The organism is Pseudomonas sp. TS_SC_3, assembly GCF_056156225.1.
The window spans coordinates 2,083,785-2,104,115 of sequence record NZ_CM149586.1; the positions used below are offsets into that span (position 1 = coordinate 2,083,785).

A 20,331-nucleotide genomic window follows, 5' to 3' on the forward strand; every position below is an offset into this window, starting at 1 on the left:
AGTGCAAAAAATGCTGACCGCCTTTGGCATAGGTACACAGGCCCTGCACCAATATGCAGCTAGCCCGGTCGCTACTGCCCCACACGCAGGCTTAGCCGAGCGGCCACCTTGTTGTCTTCAGCGCGATCCAACCCAGCTTCAACGATCTGTACGCCCTGCTCCTGCAGCACCGTGAACCAACGGAGCAACTGGGTAAAGGGCGCGGGTTGCAAGTTGAGTTGCAGGGCACCGTCACCCGCATTGTCCAAACGCTCGATGGTTAAGCCCTGAGTCGCAGCCGTGGCCGTAACCATGCCCTGCAACCGAACAGGATCAATAACCTGCGAAGGTGTACTGAGCAAATTGCGTGCTGCCGGCGCCTGGCGATGTAAATAAGCGTTTAACTCACGCTGCGCCTCAAATGCATGGCGCGCGGCGATTAAGCGCGTTTGCGTCGGCTGCCAAAGCATGAGGTAAAGCAGCACCACCAATAGAAACGCCCCAAGGCTGCCGAGCGCGAACTGCTCACGCCGCGCCAGGGTTCGCCAACGCCGCAGCAGTTGTGAATTATCCAACTGGGCGGTAAAGCCTTTACCGTGGTTTAGCATGCTCATCCTCCGATCACCACGCGCGCACTGACACCCGCCCCTTCGCGGCTGGCCGACCCCAACTGCACTGCCAAGCCGCTTTCCTGCAGGCGTTCACGCAAACGCTCCAACTCGGCAAAGCCGGCAGCCTGTACGTGCATGGCCAGATCGCCGCGCGCAGCGCTGTAATCCACCTGGCTGATTTGCACCTGGCCGCCCTCAGCTGCCAGCGCGCCGCTGACCTGTGCCAGAAGGCCAAGCAAACGATTTTGCCCACTGCTCGCGCCGGCTTGCAGATGCTGATCAAACTGCGCACGCAGGTTGACCAATTTGCTGTCCTGCGGAAACAGCGCCTTATAGAGAGCGACATTGGCCGCCGCGTAATCATCGGCTTGACGCTGCAGGTACCAGCCCTGTGCGAAATTAAAGCCCCACTGCAGCACCAGCCATAGGCCCACCAGGCCTAGCACTGGACGCCAGCGCCGCCATCGCCCCCCCTTGCTGTGCACGGCGAACTCACCCTGCGCCAGGTTGTTGCGCAACGGCTGCTGGCTCAGCCACACACAGGGCTCGGCCACCAACATGCATTCATCCACCGGCTGCAGTGCCGGGTGCTGGGCATCACACCAGGCAAGCTGCGGTTGCGCGCAGAGAGGGCTCAGCTGCGGCCAGTCCGGCGCCTGCAGCGCCATTCGCGTGACATTCTCGCCGCCCAGCAGCCAGCGGCCGTGCAGCGGCAGAAGTGCAGTGCCAGGCCCTGGCAACAGATCAGCATCCACGGCAATCGCCTGGGGCGCAGCCGGGCACAACGCCAGCCAACCGGCTAACCAACTGCGGCGCATGGCAAACACTCGATGCCGACCATCAGCCAATTGCTCGCCCAACGCCAGGTGCAGTAATTCGACCTCCTCAGCCAGCTGTTCCTCCACGGCAAAGGGCAGCGCCTGACGCAACCAACGCGCTTTGCGCGTGGGCAGCTTGACCGCGCAGGACGTTACGGCCTCAACCGGCAGGACCAGGGTCCAGCTGCCGCTTAACTGGGTTTGTGCTTCAGTGAATGTCAGGGTTTTGCTCACCCCGTCGGCCACCCATTGCACGGGCAGCTCCGCCTGCGCCCCGGCACAAGCAGCGGGCGGCAGAAACACATAGGCTTGACTCATGGTTGGGCTTCCTCAACGGGCACCGGCGGTAAACCGCTCTGCCCCAAATCACGCGCCAGGACATACACCTGGCCATCGCTGGCACGCTGCAAAAAACTGCGCAAAACCTGGCGGCGCTCGCCGACTGTGACCTCGCTGAGCACCTGAAAATACTCACTGGCAACGGCCAAGTTCTGGCCTTGCACCTGCAAACCGGTGAGCTGCGCCATAAAACGTGGCACGTCACGGTAACCTTCGCTGCCGCGAGTGCTGACCAGCTGCTGGGCACGCGCCACTGTCAGGCCATCAGCCAAGCTAGCAAGCACCTGCGCACTGGCAGTGTTGACGTTAAGGGGGGCCGCTGCCGGCAAAACGCTGACGTAGGGCAGCAGGCGCTGATAATCCGTTGCGGTCATGTCCAGCAGCAGGCGCAGCTCGGAAACGTCACTCAGCTCACGGTTTGCCGCGCGGTATGGCGGTTGCGCCAGCCCGTATTGGTTGTCTTCCGCGCCATAGCCGCCGGTGGCTTGATCATCGCCATCCAGCCAGTCAAGCAAGCGCTCGGCGTAGGCTGCGTTGAGCTGTAAAGCCAGCAATAAACGACGAAATTGAGTCACGGCAGCCTCATCGGGCTGCCCTTGCTGCAACAGGCTGTTGAGGTTGAAACGGCCGCTGAGGTCAACGATCTGCACCTGCAGCGCGCCCCCCTCCTCCAGGGCAAACGGCGCTCGCGGCTTAGCCCAGGTTTCAGCCAAGTGGTCGACTGGCGCTTGCGGGTCACCCTGGCGCCAATCACGCTGCAAAAGCGCCTTGGCCAAGGTTTCGCCCCCCAGCGCGTAATGCCAGGCCTGACGCACATGCAGCTGGTTGACACTGCTGCGGATCGACAACTGCTGCCGGGCGATAATGCCGGCGCTGATCACCGTTACCACCGCCACGACCAAGAGCACGGTGATCAGCGCCATACCACGCTGCCGGTTCATGGTTGCCGCTCCGACTGCACTACGGGTTGTTCAGGTAAGCCTTCGGGCAGGCGCAACACGCGCCGCACCTCACCATAGCGGCGGTGCTGCAGCACGAGTTCGATGGCCTGCGGCAGCAGTTTAAGTGCGGCCTGTGGGCTTTGATCCAGCGGGGGCCAGCTCGCGTGCCAAGCGCCTTGCTGATCCAGGTAACGAAACTGCAACGCTGTCACGCCATTTAGCGCCTGCTGGATCTGCGGCTGGCTGTCTTGAGCCTGGTCAAGCACCGACCAGTAGTGGCGCTGCCATTGCTCACCACTGAGCTGCCAGCGCACCCGCTGTAAGTCGGCCCGAGGTTGCGCCAACGGGTTGCGCCAGCCGCTGCGGGTTAGCTCGATGGCGGCGTTGTCGCCATCGTCACTCAGCAACGCGGCGCGCGGCTCGCCCCAGGCGTCACGCACCGGCCGGGCTTGCACCTGCAGCACATCGCGTTCAAATGCGGCCATGGCGCGCACCAGCTCACGCAACTGCAGCTCATGCGCGCGGGTGACTTGGTCGGTACGCAGCACGCTGTCGAGCATGCGGTAGGTGCCCAGCCCAAGCAGGGCAAAGATGGCGATGGCAATCAGCAGTTCGAGCAGCGTGAAGCCGCGCTGCCACTTCATTGCATCCCCCCAATAAATCCGTTGAGGCTGACCACCGCACGCTCGCGTACACCCCCGGTGGCACCCGACAGATCCACAGGCGCGACCCAGAGGGTGACCCGGCGCATATCCGCTTCGCTGGTGGTTTTCACCTCGCTTTGCCATTGCCAGCGACGCCCGGCCAACATCACTTCGCCTTGCTCATCACCAGTGGCGACGGGCTGCTTTTCCAGCTGCAGCTCGGTCAACCGATTATCAGCAACCCACATCGCCAGGGTTTTATCTTCTAGCCGCGCAGCGATTTGCAGACTGCGCGCAGTGGCCGTCAGCACACTGGCCGCCACCAGCGCAAAAATCGCCAGGGCAACCAACACCTCAAGCAAGGTAAAACCGCCAGCACGCCTCATGGCGCATGCACCGCAGGCTGCTCGCTTTCGACCGCAGGCAACTGGAAACCATCGCTGACCAGGCGCAAACGCAAGCCATCGGCACGGCGCTCGGCCAACCGCAGGCGAAACGGGCTGATCTCACCACTCGACAGCAGCAACAATTGCGGCGTCAACGCCTCCTCACCAGGCGTCTGCCCTGCAGGCAGCGGCAGGGCCAGCGCCGCGCCGTCCAGCTCAAGACTCAACTCGGCCCAGCCCGGTAACCGATGGGGCTGCTCGGCCAGGGCCAGCCAACTTTGCGTGAGCGCGTCATAGCGCAGCACCTGATAGGCATCGCGGCTCAGCAGCAGGCCGTATTCCTGATTATCCAGAACGGCCTCCTCGGCCAACACGCCAATTAAACCGGCCAGCCGCTCGGCTTCGTTGCGCAGCTCACGTTCAGGCCCGGCAATGCCCAGGCTGAAGACAGCCAGGCCGAGCAGGCTGCCCAGAATCACCAGCACCACCAGCAGCTCTATCAGGGTGAAGCCATGGGCCGGGTTCGCTGACGGACGCATGACTGATCAGAGGTCCCAGTTACCGATGTCGGCATCGTGGTCGCTGCCGCCTTCCTTGCCATCTGCGCCCAGCGAGTACAGGTCGAAAGCCCCTTTAGTGCCGGGCGCCAGGTATTGGTAGACGTTGCCCCACGGATCGACCGGCATACGCTTGAGGTAGCCATCGCGGTTCCAGTTTTTTGGCTGCGGGTTGCCGGGGGGCTTTTTCACCAGCGCCTCCAAGCCTTGCTGGGTGCTGGGGTAGCCATGGTTATCGAGCTTGTACATATCCAGCGCGGCCGCCACAGCCTTGATATCCCCCCTGGCTACGGTGACCTTGGCCTGGTCAGGCCGGCTCATGATTTGCGGCACCACCAGCGCGGCAAGGATGCCGAGGATCACCACCACCACCATGATTTCAATCAAGGTGAACCCTGCTTGGCGCATGGCAGAGCGTTGCCCGGCCACCTGCGCCGTCGGGCGGAGGTGAGTAACCGCCAAGACGGCGTCGCCCATAGGTTGCAACGGTCTGTTATCCACGTGGTTACCCCACCAACTGATTGAGCGACAAAATCGGCAGCAGAATGGCCAGTACGATCACCAGCACCACCGCCCCCATAAACACCAACATAAAAGGCTCAAACAGCCCCACCAGCAGCGCCACCTGAGCGCTCAAATCGTTTTCCTGATTGCGTGCCGTGCGCGCCAGCATCTGGTCCAGCTCGCCCGAGCGCTCACCGCTGGCAATCATGTGCAGCATCATCGGCGGGAACTGGCCGCTGGCCTCAAGCGCGCGGGTCAGGCTGCCGCCTTCACGTACCCGCTGCGCGGCAATCACCACCTCGGCGCGGATCACCCGGTTGGCGATCACCTGCGCGGCGATGCCGAGCGCTTCCACCAACGGCACACCGCTGCGCGTCAGAATCGCCAAAGTCGAGGCAAACCGCGCGCAGTCGGTGGCGCGAATCAAGCGCCCCACCAGCGCAATGCGCAGCAAGAAGCCATGCCAGCGCACCTTGACTGCATCATCACGCAACGCCCAGCGCAGGGTGAACACGGCCAACATGACGACCAGTACCGCCAGCCAGCCCCAGCCTTTAACGCAGTCACTCAACGCAATCAGACCGCGGGTTAGCGCCGGCAGTTGCTGGCCCGAGTCAATAAACACGCGCACAACATCCGGCACCACATAACCGAGCAGAAACCCGACGATGAGTAATGAGGTGCACATCAGAATCACCGGATACAGCAGTGCCAGCTGGATTTTCTGCCGCGACTGCTGACGTTGCTCGGTGTAGTCAGCCAGCTGCTCCAATACCGGTCCAAGGTGGCCGGCATGCTCCCCGGCCGCTACGGTGGCGCGGTACAACTCTGGGAAAGCCGAAGGGAATTCTTTCAGGCTGCTGGCCAAGTCATGGCCTTCCAGCACCCGCGCACGCACCGCCAGCAACATGCTCTGGATGCGCGGCGAGCTGGCCTGCGCAGCCGCCGCGCGCAACGACTCTTCAATAGGCAAAGCGGCTTGCACCAGCGTCGCCAGTTGCCGGGTAATCAACGCCAGATCACGCGCCGACATGCTGCGGGCAAAACTAAAATGTGAGCCGGCGCCGGCATATTCACGCGTGCGGGTGGCTTTAACGTCCAGCGGCGCCAGTTGTCGCTCACGCAGAATCTGCCGTACCTGACGCGCACTGTCGGCTTCCAGCACACCTTTCTGCTGGCGGCCTTTACCGTCGAGGGCGAGGTATTCGAACGCGGCCATTATTCTTCTCGAGTCACGCGCAGCACTTCCTCAACCGTGGTCACGCCGTCCAGCACCTTGCGCCGTCCGTCTTCACGGATGCTCGGGCCGAGGCTGCGGGCGTGGCGGGTCATGTCCTGCTCAGAGGCGGCGTTGTGGATCAACGTGCGCAAGTGATCATCAAGCACCACCACCTCATAAATGCCGGTTCGGCCGCGATAGCCCTGCTGATGACACTCAACACAACCGCGCGCGCGGTACAGGGTTGGTGGCGGTGTGAACGGCACGCCGAGCAAGGTGCACTCGGCTTCATCGGCTAGGTAGGCCGCTTTGCAGTGCGGACACAGCACCCGCACCAGGCGCTGGGCCAGCACGCCGAGCAAGGATGATGACAACAGAAACGGCTCAATGCCCATGTCCACCAGACGGGTAATCGCGCCGATGGCACTGTTGGTGTGCAGCGTCGAAAGTACCAGGTGACCGGTCAAGGAAGCCTGTACGGCGATTTCGGCAGTTTCCTGGTCGCGAATCTCGCCGACCATCACCACGTCCGGGTCCTGGCGCAGGATGGCGCGCAGGCCGCGGGCGAAGGTCATGTCGACTTTGGTGTTGACCTGGGTCTGGCCGATGCCTTCGAGGTGGTATTCGATCGGGTCTTCGACGGTAAGAATGTTGCGCGTGCGGTCATTCAGGCTGACCAGGCTGGCGTACAGCGTGGTGGTTTTACCCGAGCCGGTGGGCCCGGTGACCAGCAGAATGCCGTGTGGTTTACGCACGGTGGCTTCCATCAGATCACGGTCACGCGCGCTCATGCCCAGGTGCTGCAAATTCAGGCGGCCGGCTTGCTTATCGAGCAGGCGCAGCACCACCCGCTCGCCATTGGCCGACGGCAGGGTTGATACCCGCACATCCACCTCACGGCCGCCGACCTTCAGGGAAATTCGCCCGTCTTGGGGGATGCGCTTTTCGGCAATATCCAGGCGCGCCATGACTTTGATCCGCGACACCAGCAAGGCCGCCAGCTCGCGCTTGGGCTCCAGCACCTCACGTAGAATGCCATCCACGCGAAAGCGCACGACCAGGCGTTTTTCAAAGGTTTCCAGGTGAATATCCGAGGCGTTTTCCTTAATCGCCTCACCGAGGATGGCGTTGATCAACCGGATGATCGGCGCGTTGTCTGCTTGCTCCAGCAGGTCCTCGGTTTCTGGAATCTGCTCGGCCAGGGAGGCCAAATCCAGGCTTCCGCCCAGCTCTTCGGCCAATTGCATGGAGGCTGAATCGTGTTGGTAGGCCTTGCTTAAGGCCTGCTCAAAAGCATCCGCCGGTAACCACCGCAGCGCCAGCACCGAAGCGGCGATGCGCTGCGCTTCTTGAACCGCGCACAGGTCGCTGCCCTCACGCACGCACAACTGCCACTGCTGCGCGTGCTGAACGAAAAACACCCCCTGACGACGGGCAAAAGCAAACGGCAAGCGCGGCGGCTGAACGGTTAAAACGGAGGACCGCATGCGGGGACACCAGAGCTGTCTGTACGTAAAAGGGCGGCTATCTTGCCGGCATTCTCGCGCTTTGCGCAGAATAAACTGCAAAATGCGATTTACATCGCAGATCGCGGAAGCCAACTTAGAAAGTTGCCCACAGCTGATATTATCCGCGCAATTAACCCTTAGACCCGCCGGCAGCAGACTAAGTCCCTGCACTCAAACACATGACATACCGGCCCTCGACCCGACGTTTTTAACACCCCATCTTGGCTGAGCAAGCACCGCCCACGCGCGGACAAAAGAGACAACACGCCCCATGATCAAACTTTCCAGCAGACCTGTTCTGCGCCTGGCTCTGCCGCTTATTGCTTTTTTGGCCAGCACTGCACTTTCTCTGGCCCATGCCGCAGAACCACAGACGGCGGACAGCTGGACGATCAACATGAAGGATGCGGACATCCGCGACTTCATCGAACAGATCTCCACAATCAGCAATCAAACGTTTGTGATTGATCCACGGGTCAAAGGCCACGTCACGGTCATCGCTCAAGAGCCCATGGCGCTGGCGGAGGTGTACAAATTATTCCTTTCGGTCATGACCACCCATGGCTACGCGGTGATGCCCGACGGCAATCAACTCAGTGTTATTCCCAGCACCGAGGCCCGTGCGGCGGCGGGCACTCAGGGCACTATGGAAACCCGGGTTATCCAAGTGCAGCATGGCGCGGCCAATGATCTGATCCCGCTAATCCGCCCGCTGGTGGCTAACTATGGGCACCTGGCAGCGGTCAGCGCTTCTAACTCACTGATCATCAGCGACACACCGGCCAATATCAGCCGCATCAGCACCATCATTGCGCAGCTCGACAGCAGCAATCAGGACGACTTCAGCGTTTACGAACTGCGCCATGCCTGGGTACACGACATGAGCGAGGTGATCAACCGCTCGCTGAAAAACAGCCAAACCAGCGGCGCTCAGGTGATTGCCGACACCCGCGCCAAACGCCTGCTGCTGCTCGGCCCACACGACGCCCGCGCACGCCTGCTGAAACTGGCCCAGAGCCTCGACACCCCCAGCTCGCGCTCAGCCAATACCCGGGTGATTCGCCTGCGCTATGGCGATGCCAAAGAAATGGCCAGCACCTTGGGCGACTTCGGCGAAAACCTGCAGCAAAGTGAGGGCCCCGGCGCTGCGCCACTCAAACTGATGATTCGCGCTGACGAAAGCCTGAACGCCATCGTGATCATGGCTGAAGCCGATACCGTAAGCATGTTCGAGGACTTGGTGCGCCAGCTCGACGTGCCGCGTGCTCAGGTGCTGGTTGAGGCGGCGATTGTGGAAATGTCGGGCGACATCAGCGATGCCCTCGGCGTGCAATGGGCGATTGATGGGCGCAGCGGCACGGCGGGTTTGGGCGGGGTCAACTTCAATGACACGGGCCTGTCCGTCGGCACCCTGCTCGGTGCAATTGCCAGCGGTGAGGACGCCGCATTGGCTGCCGGCTTACCCAGCGGCGCTATTCTGGGCCTGGGCAATGACAAATTCGGCGCATTGGTAACGGCGCTGTCGGCCAACAGCAAGACCAATTTGTTGTCCACACCAACGCTGCTGACCCTCGACAATCAGGCTGCCGAGATCCTGGTTGGGCAGAACGTGCCCTTTCAAACCGGGTCTTACACCACCGATGCTGCGGGCTCCAGCAATCCGTTCACCACAATCGAGCGTAAAGATATCGGCGTGACGCTTAAGGTCACGCCGCATATCAACGAAGGTGCGACGCTGCGCCTGGTCATTGAGCAGGAAATCTCCTCCATCGCCCCAAGCTCGGGGCTGAACGCCCAAGCTGTGGACCTGGTCACCAATAAACGCTCAATCAAGAGCACCGTATTGGCCGATGACGGTCAGGTCATCGTCCTCGGGGGGTTGATTCAGGACGATGTCACCAGCACCGTAAGCAAGGTGCCACTGCTGGGTGATATTCCCGGGCTTGGCCGGTTGTTTCGCTCAACCCGCGATGTGCGGCAAAAGCGTAATTTGATGGTGTTTTTACGCCCCAGCGTGGCGCGTGACGGTGTGGGCCTGGCCAACTTGAGCCTGGGCAAATACCGCGACCTCAGGCTGCTGGGCAACGCCGGCGGCCACAATAACCTGCCCGAACATGCTAACCAGCTGTTCAACCCCGGCAGCGCCGAGCCTTCGGTGGACGTGCGCCAAGAAGCCCCCAAAAGCTTCGCCGTACCCAGCGCAACCCTGATTGAAAAACCCAAACCGGTCGACCCCAACACCCTGGGTAATGGCCTCGGGGGTGAAACGCTGAGCCCGCCTAAAAGCGCCCCTGAGCAGTACACCATTGAGCTGATACAGGGCAGCAATCCTGACTTTATGCAGGCCTTGCTGGAGCGCAATACCGGTTTGCCATTGCGCCTGCACGAACCGCAAACAGGCGGTAGCGGTCACTACGCCGTGCGTTACGGCCGCTACCCCAACCGCACGCTGGCCGAGCAAGCCCTGGCGGCATTGCCGCAACAATTGCCCAAGCGCCGCGCAGTAATCATCGCCGAATAACGCCGCGTGACAGGCGCCTTGGTTAACCTCGGCGCCTGTCACGGCAAGCGACGGTTTCGCCGGGTGTGCTGGCGTTAAACCCGCCCCCTGCACGCCGCTGACAAAAAATGACACTTACTAACAAGTAACGCTATCAGCGACCTAAAAACGATCTAAATAAACTATCGCAAGCTTTCTGAACGTGAACCAGTAGAGGTATGTTTGCCGGCGACATAGGCAGTATGCCGGCCATATTTTTAGCTGCGGATTTGGCCATGCCTGCTTATGTGAATGTTCTCTCAGTGTTGTGTTTGGCTTGCTTATTGGGGGGCTGCCTAGAAAAAGGCGGCGGAGGCGGCGGCGCATCGGCAGATGCCCCGCAAACACCTCCGGAACAAACGCAACCTGACGTGGACGAGCCGACAGATAAACCGGATACCCCCACCGATCCGACGCCTCCGGAGGCCGACAAGCCGCTCACGCCGGACCCTGTACCGGTTCCTCCGCCCTTGGCAAAACCGGAGTTCCCCGAGCCCACGATTGCGGTGATCGATGAGGTCAACGCGCTGGGCTTTTATGATCAGGATCAAAACGGCCAGCCACGTCCGGTCCGCAATGACCTGACCGGCAACCTGCCGGCCATGCTGCAGTTTGTGCAAAGCCATTCGGTAGACCCCAGCGGCAACGAAGCGCGCAATATGCCGCGCCTGACCAGCGAACGTGAGGCCTTGCTGCTGGTCACGCCAGACCCCAGCCTAGGCACCCTGCAGCAACTTGAGATTGAGGTTGCGCTCGACGGCGAGCCGCTGGGCAAACTGGCGATGCGCCACCCCGATGAGTTGTTCAGGGCCGATCGCAGCAGCGCCGATGCGCGCCCCGACGTGGTCTATTCGCGCCGCGCTTGGTCAGCGGTATTGCCGTGGAACTGGGTGCAACCCGGCATCACACTGCGCCTGAATGACGGCCAAGGCCGCAGCGGCCAGATTGATGACAGCGCCATCGACTTTGCCCCGCCCGGCGAATTAGTGGTGCAGTCCATTCGCTTGGGCCTACTTACACCGCCGCCCGTCAGCAACGGCCATTGGTTTCTCACTCAGCCCGCTCGCGCCGCCACGGACTACTTCCAGACACTGCCCATTGCACGCCTGGTAGCCAGCCAGTACGAGGACATGTACCTGCCACGGGTCATGATCGGCAGCGGGAAAATCTACGATGTCGATATCGACGGCAGCAGCGCGTCCAACGGCGGCGTGTACGAAGGCGACATGCGTGAAAACACCGCCAAATCGACATTCAGTACGGGCATCAACCTGGCCAATATTGGCGTCACCAGCGCCGGCATGGTCAGCCAGGAAAACCCCCACCTGACTCAGTCGGCCGTTATTCACCATGCCCGTGGGCGCTATATAAACGGTGTACACAACCATGGCCTGAGTGGCGGCAATGGCCAGCTGACGCTGATCGACTCGGTGGGTAACGAATTCAGCCATGAGATTGGTCATCACTATGGCCTTGGCCATTACCCAGGCCAACAAGGCACTAATTACTTTTGGGCCGGGCATCACCACGACAGCGGCTGGGGCTATATCGCTTACCGCAAACGCATGCGCGCCAACCTGCACTGGAACCGCGACAAAAACGCCGGCATGAGCGGCATGCCTGTGTACGCCGATGCCTACAGTTTTGGCACTGATGCCATGTCGGGCGGGCATTACGCCAGTAGCCTGTCGAGTTACACCCACTACACCGGCTACAGCACTAAAAATAAAATTCAGCCGGCGATGGACAAGGCCATGGTCAGCGCCAGCTCGCCCACCGGCTATCGCAATTGGAACGCCAGCACACGCCGCATGGAGGTGTTCGCGGCTCGCGTGCCGAACTCAACTAACATTTGGTACAACAGCGCCGACGGCAACTACCTGGCGCCACGCCGCATTGGCGTAGCGGTATTTACCCTGTTGGGCGGCTATGACCCGGTCAGCAAGGCGGCGATTCTTTACCCGCCAGCACGCGGCAACTGGGGCCATGTATTCGCGCTGCCCGCCCCGATTAACCAAGACACCCGCAAAACCTGCTGGGTCAGCGTGAATTTTGCCAATGGCACAAACCAGAATATTGCCGTAGCGCCGAATCGCATGGGCAGTAATGCCAACAAACTGCACATCAACCTGGCTCAAGATGAACAGCCTTTAAACGCCGCGCTGTCTTGCCAAGAAGCCGCCGGCGTTGCTGAGGAGTTAGCCCGAGTAGACTTCCCCCAGGGCCTGCCAGCCATGGCACCAGCCATTATTGTGGGCAAGGAAAACGCCTTTGATGCGCTGCGCGCAGTCGAACTTCCGACCCTTGAGGCGGGCCTGCAGGCGGCTGTCGATCAGCCCTTCATCAGCCTGAGCGATGCCACTCAAGTGCTGCTCGACAGCTATGCCGACGACCTGCGCGGTCTGTCGACTGCGGCGGCCGGTGTAGCGCAGCGCTACCAGCAACAACAAAGCCTGGGCCTGCGCCTCAATCGCTGGATGGATGCCTACAAAGCCCAACTTGATGCCCGCGACCCGGACGCTGAACAAGCCTTGCGCGACCTGCTCGAACACCTGCAACTGAACCCGCAACCGTTATTGCCCGCCGCCGAGTTGTTTAGCATGGTGAACGGCAACTGCATCAAGGCCCAGCCGGGGGATGCCACCGAGTCGGTGTATGTGTCCGCGAAAGCGCAGTGCACCAAAGGCGCGAACGAGCAGTGGGTCACTGACGCCAACGGGCGTATCCGCAGCGCTCTAGACCTCAGCCAATGCCTTACTGATCATGGCTCGGTCACGCTCACCCGCTGTGATAGCCGCAAACAAAACCAACGCTGGGACATCAGTGCTCTGCCCCGAATCAAGCGCGCCGAACGCTGCCTCGATCTGTCCGGTGGCTTTCTCACCAATGGTCGCGGCAAGCTGATCACCTACGGCTGCAGCGGTGGCGGCAATCAACAATGGAGCAACCTGAGCCAAAACAACAATTTGCTGCTGCCCTTGGTTGAGGCCAGACACATGGCCGTTATTGCGCAATTGGCTCAACCCGAATGAAGCGCAGGCGTATGGCGCTGTGGCGTAGCCATGGCCTGCCTGCTCTGGTGGGGCTTACCTTGCTTAGCGGCAGTGTCACCAGCATGGCCGGTTCAGCTGACTGGCGCCTGCTGGGGACCATGGTGCATGCCACCCAAGCGCGCTCTTCGGCGCTGCTGCAGGTTGGTAGCGCCGCCCCGCTGCGCCTCAGCGTCGGCCAGCCCCTGCCAGCAGGAGGTGAAGTGCTGCACATTGGCCGTGACTACATCCTGGTGCGTCTCAGCACTCACGAGACGGCCAAACTACGGCTGCAAAGCCGGTTGCAGCCACTGGATAAACCGTTGGCACAGTTCACCCGAGCGCCGGTCAACCCGCCTGAGCCTCCACCGGCCTTATGCACAGCGCAGCAACAAGCTGCCATGAGCCCAGCGCAACGCGAGGAGCTGCAAGCCTTAGGGCTGTGCCTGGCCACGCAATAAATGAAGGCTTTTGCCGGCCCCCACCCACCGCCCGCTTGCTCCAATTGATGGTGTTAGATGTTTATCAGGAACAGTCCATTGTCTATTGCCCCAGCCGCCCCACGACCAACTTCCAGCCGCACGGCAGCCTTTGTGGGCGTGCTCGTACTTTGTGCCTGTGGCACATCCCTGGCCCTGCAGGCGCAGCAGTTTTGGCAGCAACTGCAACCTGTCGCCATAACACCGCCACACGCCGAACGGCAGGCGCCGACAACATTCCGATGGGCCGACATGGCCGAATTATTCGGCGAAACCCGCGCAAACAACGCGCCGCCAGCCACGCCTCTGCACCTGACGCTTCTGGCCAGTTTCACCCACCCGGACATAGCCCGCTCCAGCGCCATCATCGGCCAACCCGACGAACCGGCGCGGCGAATTAGGGTGGGCGAGACCATTCGCGATGGAATCGTGCTCAGTGGCGTCTTCCCCAAACACGTCACGCTGACGCGCAATAACCGCAGCGAAACGCTCTACTTCGCTGAAACTCAGTAAAGCAACCGCACATTACTGCAACAGGACTGTCGAACATCCGTACGGCCTATGACCCGCGCGAAGGACGCGCCGCATAGTCACACGTTTCGGAGTGACGCCCTTGCCCCTTTTGGCTCGCCAACCCTGGTTCCAGCGCCACGCCGCCAGCGCGGTAAGCCTTGTGCTGGCGGCTGCCATGAGCATCAGCTTTGCTTGGCAAAGCGCCGACTGGCTGCGCACATTGCGTGCCCCCGAAGCAACAAGCAACAGCGCCGCCACACCTGCGGTAACCGCAAGCGCCCCTGAAATCGGTCAATTATTCGCCAGCCGCGTCGCCCGTGATCAGCCTGCCCCCGACACCCACTTACAGCTGACCCTGCTGGGCAGCTTTGTGCATGCGGACCCGCAGCGCTCCAGCGCGATTATCCGCCGCGAAGGCAGTGCCGCTCAGCGTTATCGCCTCAATAGCGAAATCAGCAGCGGCGTAAGCCTGCACTCGGTGGCTGTTGATCACGTTGAGCTGATGCGCAATGGCCGTCGTGAGAGCCTGCGTTTCCCCCAGCACAGCTCGACCGCCGATAGCCCGCCAAACACCCCTCAGGACGACAGGGCCGACGCGGCTGAACAACTCAACGATAGGCCCACTGACGACTTGACCTCACTGCACGAGCGCCTGGAAGCACTGCGCCAGCAGCTGCAAGACGCGGACAGCCTGCCAGAGACTGTTGAATCCACCGAACAGCCTACGGAAGACAACTGAGCCGATGACATTCTTGCGCCTTAACTTCGCCGTTTTGCTTGCCGGCCTCGCCTGCGGCCCGCTGCCACTGAGCGCTGCCGTAACCGCCGCGGCGCCAAGCGCCAGCCAACAGGAAGAGAGCTGGACCATCAACCTTAAGGGCGCCGATATCCGGGAATTTATCGAGCAGGTGGCGCAGATCAGCGGGCAAACCATGGTTATCGACCCCCGGGTCAAAGGCCACGTGAGCGTGATCTCCAGCAGCCCGCTGACGCTGTCAGAGGTTTATCAGCTGTTCCTGTCGGTGATGGCCACTCACGGTTTCAGTGTGATCACTCAGGGCGAGCAGGTGCGCATCGTGCCCAATGCCGAGGCCAAATCGGATGCAGGCGCTGGCCGGCCCGCACCAAATCTTCTGGAAACCCGTTTGATCCAGGTTCAACACGGCTCAGTGGCCGAATTGATCCCGCTAATCCGCCCGTTGGTACCGCCCTACGGCCACCTGGCGGCAATGACTGGCGCCAACGCGATCATCATCAGCGACCGCAGCGCCAACATTGAGCGGATTGAAAACTTGCTGCGCCAGCTCGACCAAAAAGGCCAGCACGACTACAGCGTGCTCAATTTGCAGCATGCCTGGGTCATGGACACGGCCGAGGTGCTGCGCAACACCCTTGAGCGTGGCCAGGCCAAAGGGGCAGCCAGTACGCAAGTGATTGCGGACGGTCGTACCAATCGCCTGATCCTGCTCGGCCCGCCCGGTGCACGCGCCAAACTGCTGGCCTTGGCACAATCATTGGACAGCCCCACCAGCCGCTCAGCCAACACCCGAGTGATCCGCCTGCGCCATGGCGATGCGAAAAGCATGGCGCAAACTCTGGGGGAGATTTCCGAAAAGCTCACACCCGAAACCACCAGCGAAACGCCAGGTAAACCGCAAGCCATCCTGATTCGCGCCGACGAAAGCCTTAACGCCTTGGTGTTGCTGGCAGAACCGGATGTAGTGGCAACCTTGGAAGACATCGTGCGCCAGCTCGATGTGCCGCGCGCCCAGGTGATGGTCGAGGCGGCGATTGTCGAAGTATCAGGCGATATCAGCGATGCGCTGGGCGTGCAGTGGGCGGTGGATGCCCGTGGCGGTAGCGGGGGCCTGGGCGGTACCAATTTCAGCGGCAGCGGATTATCGATTGGCCGAGTCCTGCAAGCCATACAGGACAATAAGAACGACACCGACAACAACACCCTGAGTAACCTGCCGGATGGCGCAATCATCGGCTTGGGCACTGACAGCTTTGGCGTGCTGGTGACGGCGCTGTCCGCTAACAGCAAGAGCAACCTGCTGTCGACGCCCAGCCTGCTGACCCTGGACCACCAAAAAGCTGAAATCTTGGTCGGGCAAAACGTGCCTTTTCAAACCGGCTCTTTCACCACCAGTGCCTCGGGTGCCGACAACCCCTTCACCACCATCGAGCGCCAAGACATCGGCGTAACCCTGAAAGTCACCCCGCACATCAACGACGGTGCCAGCCTGCGCCTGGAAATCGAGCAAGAGATTTCCTCCATCGCTCCCACTAGCCAAGGGGTCAACGCGGTTGATCTGATCACCAACAAACGCTCAATCAAGAGCACCATCCTCGCCGAAAACGGCCAGGTTATCGTGCTGGGCGGCTTGATTCAGGATGACGTCAGTCAAGCCGACTCCAAGGTCCCGCTGCTGGGCGACATTCCCCTGCTCGGCCGGCTGTTCCGCTCAACCAAGGAAACGCGGATCAAGCGCAACCTGATGGTGTTTCTACGGCCCACCGTCATCCGTGATGCGGCCGGTATGGCGGCGTTGTCCGGGAAGAAATACAGCGATATCCGCGTGCTGGGCGACATCCGCGAGAGTTATCGCCCCGGCGCCCTGCCCCGCGACGCCTTGCAGCTATTCGACCAGGCCGACCCAGCCGCTATCGATCTGCGCGAATAGACCCGCAAGAAAAAGGCCCTGCTCAATTAAAAGCAGGGCCTTGTCTGTTGACCTCACCTAACAGAAAGGCTGCTTAGAGCGCTGCCAAGCCTCGGGCCAGATCGGCCTGCAAATCAGCCAAGTCTTCGAGGCCAACCGCAACGCGGATCAGGTTATCGCGAATACCGGCATTAGCCCGCTCGGCTGGGCTCAAACGACCATGGGAGGTGGTCGCCGGGTGCGCGATGGTCGTTTTGGTATCACCAAGGTTGGTGGTAATGGAGATCACCCGCGTGGCATCAATAAAGCGCCAGGCAGCCTCTTTACCGCCCTCAACCTCAAAGCTCACCACCGCACCGAAAGCACTTTGCTGACGCTTGGCCAACTCATGCTGCGGGTGGCTGGGCAAGCCGGCGTAATACACATGCTCGATACCCGGTTGTTGCTCCAACCACTGCGCCAGTTGCAGCGCGCTGGCGCAATGCGCCTGCATGCGGATGCGCAGGGTTTCCAAGCCCTTGAGGAAGATCCAGGCATTAAACGGACTTAGCGTTGGCCCGGCGGTGCGTAGAAAACCAACGACTTCGCTCATCAGCTTGGCTGAACCGGCCACCACGCCGCCCATGCTGCGGCCCTGACCGTCGATGTATTTGGTCGCTGAGTGCATCACCATGTCCGCACCCAGCTTCAACGGCTGCTGCAGCGCTGGGGTGCAGAAGCAGTTATCAACGGCCAGTAAAGCGCCTTTGCTGTGGGCGATATCCGCCAAGGCCGCAATATCAACCAGCTCGGCCAACGGATTGGACGGCGACTCGACAAACAGCAACTTGGTATTGGGCTTGAATGCAGCCGACCAGGCCTCCAGATCGGCCAGCGGCACGTAATCGACCTGCACGCCAAAGCGCTTGAGGTACTTCTCGAACAAGCTGATGGTCGAACCAAACACGCTACGCGATACCAACACATGATCGCCGGCGCTGCACAGACTCATGACCATGGCCAAGATGGCCGACATCCCAGATGAGGTGGCCACCGCCTGTTCGGCGCCTTCCAGCGCCGCAATGCGCTCTTCAAAGGCGCGCACTGTAGGGTTGGTGTAACGCGAATAGACGTTGCCCGGCACTTCACCGGCAAACCGTGCGGCAGCATCGGCAGCGGTGCGGAATACATAGCTGGAGGTTGGGTAGATCGCCTCGCTGTGCTCACCTTCCGGCGAACGGTGTTGCCCTGCACGCACGGCCAGGGTGTCAAAACCAACGCCATCAAGATCGCTGTCTAGGCGCCCGGCCTGCCATTCAATCGTCATTGCCCATCCCCTCAACCAGCCTGCCTAAGCAGGCTGTGCAGCGTAATTAGTCGTTATACAGGCCGATAATCGCACTGACCGCCTGGGACTTGATCTTCGACATGTCGTTGCGCGCCTGCTCGATCTTGTTCAAGTAGGCCTCGTCAACATCGCCAGTGACGTACTTGCCGTCAAACACCGCGCAATCGAAATTCTCGATCTTCACCTTGCCGCCGCCGACCGCCTCGATCAGATCCGGCAGGTCTTGGTAAATCAGCCAATCAGCACCAATCAGCTCGGCCACCTCTTCGGTGCTGCGATTGTGCGCAATCAGTTCATGGGCGCTGGGCATGTCGATACCGTACACGTTCGGGTAACGCACCGCCGGCGCCGCTGAGCAGAAGTACACATTCTTCGCCCCGGCTTCGCGGGCCATCTGGATGATTTGCTTGCACGTAGTACCGCGCACAATAGAGTCATCCACTAGCATCACGTTCTTGCCGCGAAATTCCAGTTCGATGGCGTTGAGCTTCTGCCGCACGGATTTTTTGCGCGCTGCCTGGCCCGGCATGATGAAGGTACGACCGATGTAGCGGTTCTTCACAAAGCCTTCGCGGAACTTCACACCCAGGTGATTGGCCAGCTCCAGGGCCGCCGTGCGGCTGGTGTCCGGAATAGGGATCACCACATCAATGTCATGCTCAGGGCGCTCGCGCAAAATCTTCTCGGCGAGTTTTTCACCCATGCGCAGGCGCGCTTTGTACACCGACACACCGTCCATGATCGAGTCCGGACGGGCCAGGTAGACGTGCTCAAAAATACACGGGGCATATTTGGGATTCGTGGCGCACTGACGGGTGTAGAGCCTGCCGTCTTCAGTGATGTACACCGCTTCGCCCGGAGCCAGGTCACGAATCAGGGTGAAGCCGAGTACGTCGAGCGACACGCTTTCCGAGGCGATCATGTATTCCACGCCTTCGTCGGTATGACGCTGACCGAAGACGATCGGGCGGATGCCGTTGGGGTCACGGAAGCCGACAATGCCGTAGCCGGTGATCATCGCTACCACCGCATAACCACCGACACAGCGCTCATGCACATCCGTCACAGCTGCGAACACGTCTTCCTCGGTGGGCTGCAACTTGCCGCGCTGCGCCAACTCATGGGCAAAAACGTTAAGCAGCACTTCCGAATCGGAATTGGTGTTGACGTGGCGCAGGTCGGATTCGTAAATCTCTTTGGCCAGCTGCTCAACGTTGGTCAGATTGCCGTTGTGCGCCAAAGTGATGCCATACGGCGAGTTGACATAGAACGGCTGCGCCTCAGCGGAGCTGGAGCTACCGGCTGTCGGGTAACGCACATGGCCGATGCCCATATGGCCGACCAGGCGCTGCATATGGCGCTGTTGAAACACGTCACGGACCAGACCGTTGTCCTTACGCAGGAACAGGCGGCCGTCATGGCTGGTGACAATACCGGCAGCATCCTGGCCGCGGTGCTGAAGGACGGTGAGCGCGTCATACAGCGCCTGATTGACGTTCGATTTACCGACGATACCGACAATGCCGCACATGTAACGCAACCCCTACGCAATGGAACAAGAAATTCTGTATGCGCTACGGCAGCTTTGGCTGCAGCAGCGCCTCTTTGAACGGTAACTCCGCCGGCGCACTAATACCGCTGGCAAGCCATTGACTGGACAAGCTGAGAATCAGATTTTTCGACCAATCGGCGACCATCAGAAAATGCGGCATGAGCGCTGATTCTTGCCACCAGCTGTCTTGCTGAACCGGGGCTAGGCTAACCAGGCCAACCAGCACCACCACCAACAGGCCACCGCGTGCTGCGCCGAAGACCATGCCAAGAAAACGGTCAGTCCCTGACAGCCCCGTCACCCGAATCAACTCACCGATCAGGTAGTTAACCAAGGCGCCGACCAACAAAGTGACTACAAACAGAATGGCGCACCCTGCAATTACCCGCGCCGAGGGCGTTTCAATAAAATCCACGAGATGCTGCGACATTGCACCGCCAAACATCCAGGCGACCACGCCAGCAATAATCCAGGTCAGCAGTGACAGGGCCTCTTTAACGAAGCCTCGGCTCAGACTGATTAAACTTGAAACGGCGACAACGGCGATAATCGCCCAATCGACCCAAGTGAATGCCACGATGCAGGCTACCGACAAGAAAGGCGCTGCATTTTAGCAGAGCACCTGTGCGGGGAGTAAGCAAAGGATTCGCCAACCCCTGAAATGTCAGGCCAGCCTCACAGCAGGCCCAACACATCGATCTAAGGCTGAGTGTGATCCAT

Annotated in this window: 18 protein-coding genes; 6 read left to right on the forward strand and 12 right to left on the reverse strand. The window is 60.8% G+C overall.

The genetic code is table 11. From position 1 onward, the window contains the following. Positions 1-71 precede the first annotated feature (71 nt). From AC0J6G_RS10115 to gspE, 9 genes are all read right to left on the reverse strand, one after another. Positions 72-593: a type II secretion system protein M gene (locus tag AC0J6G_RS10115; protein ID WP_475247371.1), complete on the reverse strand. Its 522-nt coding sequence runs from the start codon at positions 591-593 to the stop codon at positions 72-74. Further along, positions 590-1,726 carry a type II secretion system protein GspL gene (gene gspL, locus AC0J6G_RS10120; RefSeq protein ID WP_475247372.1) on the reverse strand — a complete coding sequence of 379 codons (1,137 nt, stop codon included), beginning with the start codon at positions 1,724-1,726 and terminating at the stop codon, positions 590-592. The genes AC0J6G_RS10115 and gspL overlap by 4 nt, the downstream gene beginning before the upstream one ends. Then, entirely contained in the window at positions 1,723-2,688 is a 966-nt protein-coding gene (gene gspK / locus AC0J6G_RS10125; protein WP_475247374.1) for a type II secretion system minor pseudopilin GspK, read from the reverse strand. Before gspK ends, gspL begins: the two co-directional genes overlap by 4 nt. Beyond that, positions 2,685-3,332: a type II secretion system minor pseudopilin GspJ gene (gspJ, locus tag AC0J6G_RS10130; protein WP_475247376.1), complete on the reverse strand. Its 648-nt coding sequence runs from the start codon at positions 3,330-3,332 to the stop codon at positions 2,685-2,687. Before gspJ ends, gspK begins: the two co-directional genes overlap by 4 nt. Beyond that, on the reverse strand, positions 3,329-3,718 hold the full coding sequence (gspI, locus tag AC0J6G_RS10135) for a type II secretion system minor pseudopilin GspI (protein WP_475247378.1): 390 nt from the start codon (positions 3,716-3,718) through the stop codon (positions 3,329-3,331). The genes gspJ and gspI overlap by 4 nt, the downstream gene beginning before the upstream one ends. Further along, positions 3,715-4,257: a type II secretion system minor pseudopilin GspH gene (gene gspH / locus AC0J6G_RS10140; RefSeq protein ID WP_475247380.1), complete on the reverse strand. Its 543-nt coding sequence runs from the start codon at positions 4,255-4,257 to the stop codon at positions 3,715-3,717. Before gspH ends, gspI begins: the two co-directional genes overlap by 4 nt. Before the next feature lie 6 nt (positions 4,258-4,263). Then, complete coding sequence (gspG, locus tag AC0J6G_RS10145; protein ID WP_475253681.1) at positions 4,264-4,683, reverse strand: type II secretion system major pseudopilin GspG; 420 nt, start codon at positions 4,681-4,683, stop codon at positions 4,264-4,266. A gap of 97 nt (positions 4,684-4,780) precedes the next feature. Continuing rightward, positions 4,781-5,998, reverse strand: a complete 1,218-nt coding sequence (xcpS, locus tag AC0J6G_RS10150; protein WP_475247382.1) for a GspF family T2SS innner membrane protein variant XcpS — start codon at positions 5,996-5,998, stop codon at positions 4,781-4,783. Next, on the reverse strand, positions 5,998-7,485 hold the full coding sequence (gene gspE / locus AC0J6G_RS10155) for a type II secretion system ATPase GspE (protein ID WP_475247384.1): 1,488 nt from the start codon (positions 7,483-7,485) through the stop codon (positions 5,998-6,000). Before gspE ends, xcpS begins: the two co-directional genes overlap by 1 nt. Positions 7,486-7,777: 292 nt before the next feature. Between gspE and gspD (AC0J6G_RS10160) the strand changes: the two genes are divergently transcribed. From gspD (AC0J6G_RS10160) to gspD (AC0J6G_RS10185), 6 genes are all read left to right on the forward strand, one after another. Further along, positions 7,778-10,027 (forward strand): type II secretion system secretin GspD, encoded by a 2,250-nt coding sequence (gene gspD, locus AC0J6G_RS10160; protein WP_475247386.1) that lies wholly within the window; start codon positions 7,778-7,780, stop codon positions 10,025-10,027. Between the two features lie 389 nt (positions 10,028-10,416). Next, entirely contained in the window at positions 10,417-13,077 is a 2,661-nt protein-coding gene (locus AC0J6G_RS10165) for a M66 family metalloprotease (RefSeq protein WP_475247388.1), read from the forward strand. Between the two features lie 11 nt (positions 13,078-13,088). Continuing rightward, on the forward strand, positions 13,089-13,535 hold the full coding sequence (locus tag AC0J6G_RS10170; protein WP_475247390.1) for a hypothetical protein: 447 nt from the start codon (positions 13,089-13,091) through the stop codon (positions 13,533-13,535). Between the two features lie 57 nt (positions 13,536-13,592). Next, the gene (locus tag AC0J6G_RS10175; RefSeq protein ID WP_475247392.1) at positions 13,593-14,066 is read left to right on the forward strand and encodes a type II secretion system protein N; all 474 of its coding nucleotides are present in this window, start codon (positions 13,593-13,595) and stop codon (positions 14,064-14,066) included. 100 nt (positions 14,067-14,166) lie between these two features. Next, the gene (locus AC0J6G_RS10180; protein WP_475247394.1) at positions 14,167-14,805 is read left to right on the forward strand and encodes a type II secretion system protein N; all 639 of its coding nucleotides are present in this window, start codon (positions 14,167-14,169) and stop codon (positions 14,803-14,805) included. Between the two features lie 4 nt (positions 14,806-14,809). Next, positions 14,810-16,753: a type II secretion system secretin GspD gene (gene gspD / locus AC0J6G_RS10185; RefSeq protein WP_475247396.1), complete on the forward strand. Its 1,944-nt coding sequence runs from the start codon at positions 14,810-14,812 to the stop codon at positions 16,751-16,753. Positions 16,754-16,826: 73 nt separating this feature from the next. Here the strand turns inward: gspD (AC0J6G_RS10185) and AC0J6G_RS10190 are convergent, their stop codons facing one another. The 3 genes from AC0J6G_RS10190 to AC0J6G_RS10200 are packed head-to-tail and all read right to left on the reverse strand — an operon-like array spanning position 16,827 to position 20,188. Then, positions 16,827-18,038 carry an O-succinylhomoserine sulfhydrylase gene (locus AC0J6G_RS10190; protein WP_475247398.1) on the reverse strand — a complete coding sequence of 404 codons (1,212 nt, stop codon included), beginning with the start codon at positions 18,036-18,038 and terminating at the stop codon, positions 16,827-16,829. A 46-nt stretch (positions 18,039-18,084) separates the two neighbouring features. Continuing rightward, entirely contained in the window at positions 18,085-19,590 is a 1,506-nt protein-coding gene (gene purF, locus AC0J6G_RS10195; protein WP_475247400.1) for an amidophosphoribosyltransferase, read from the reverse strand. A 43-nt stretch (positions 19,591-19,633) separates the two neighbouring features. After that, positions 19,634-20,188 carry a CvpA family protein gene (locus AC0J6G_RS10200; protein ID WP_475247402.1) on the reverse strand — a complete coding sequence of 185 codons (555 nt, stop codon included), beginning with the start codon at positions 20,186-20,188 and terminating at the stop codon, positions 19,634-19,636. Between the last annotated feature and the right edge of the window lie 143 nt (positions 20,189-20,331).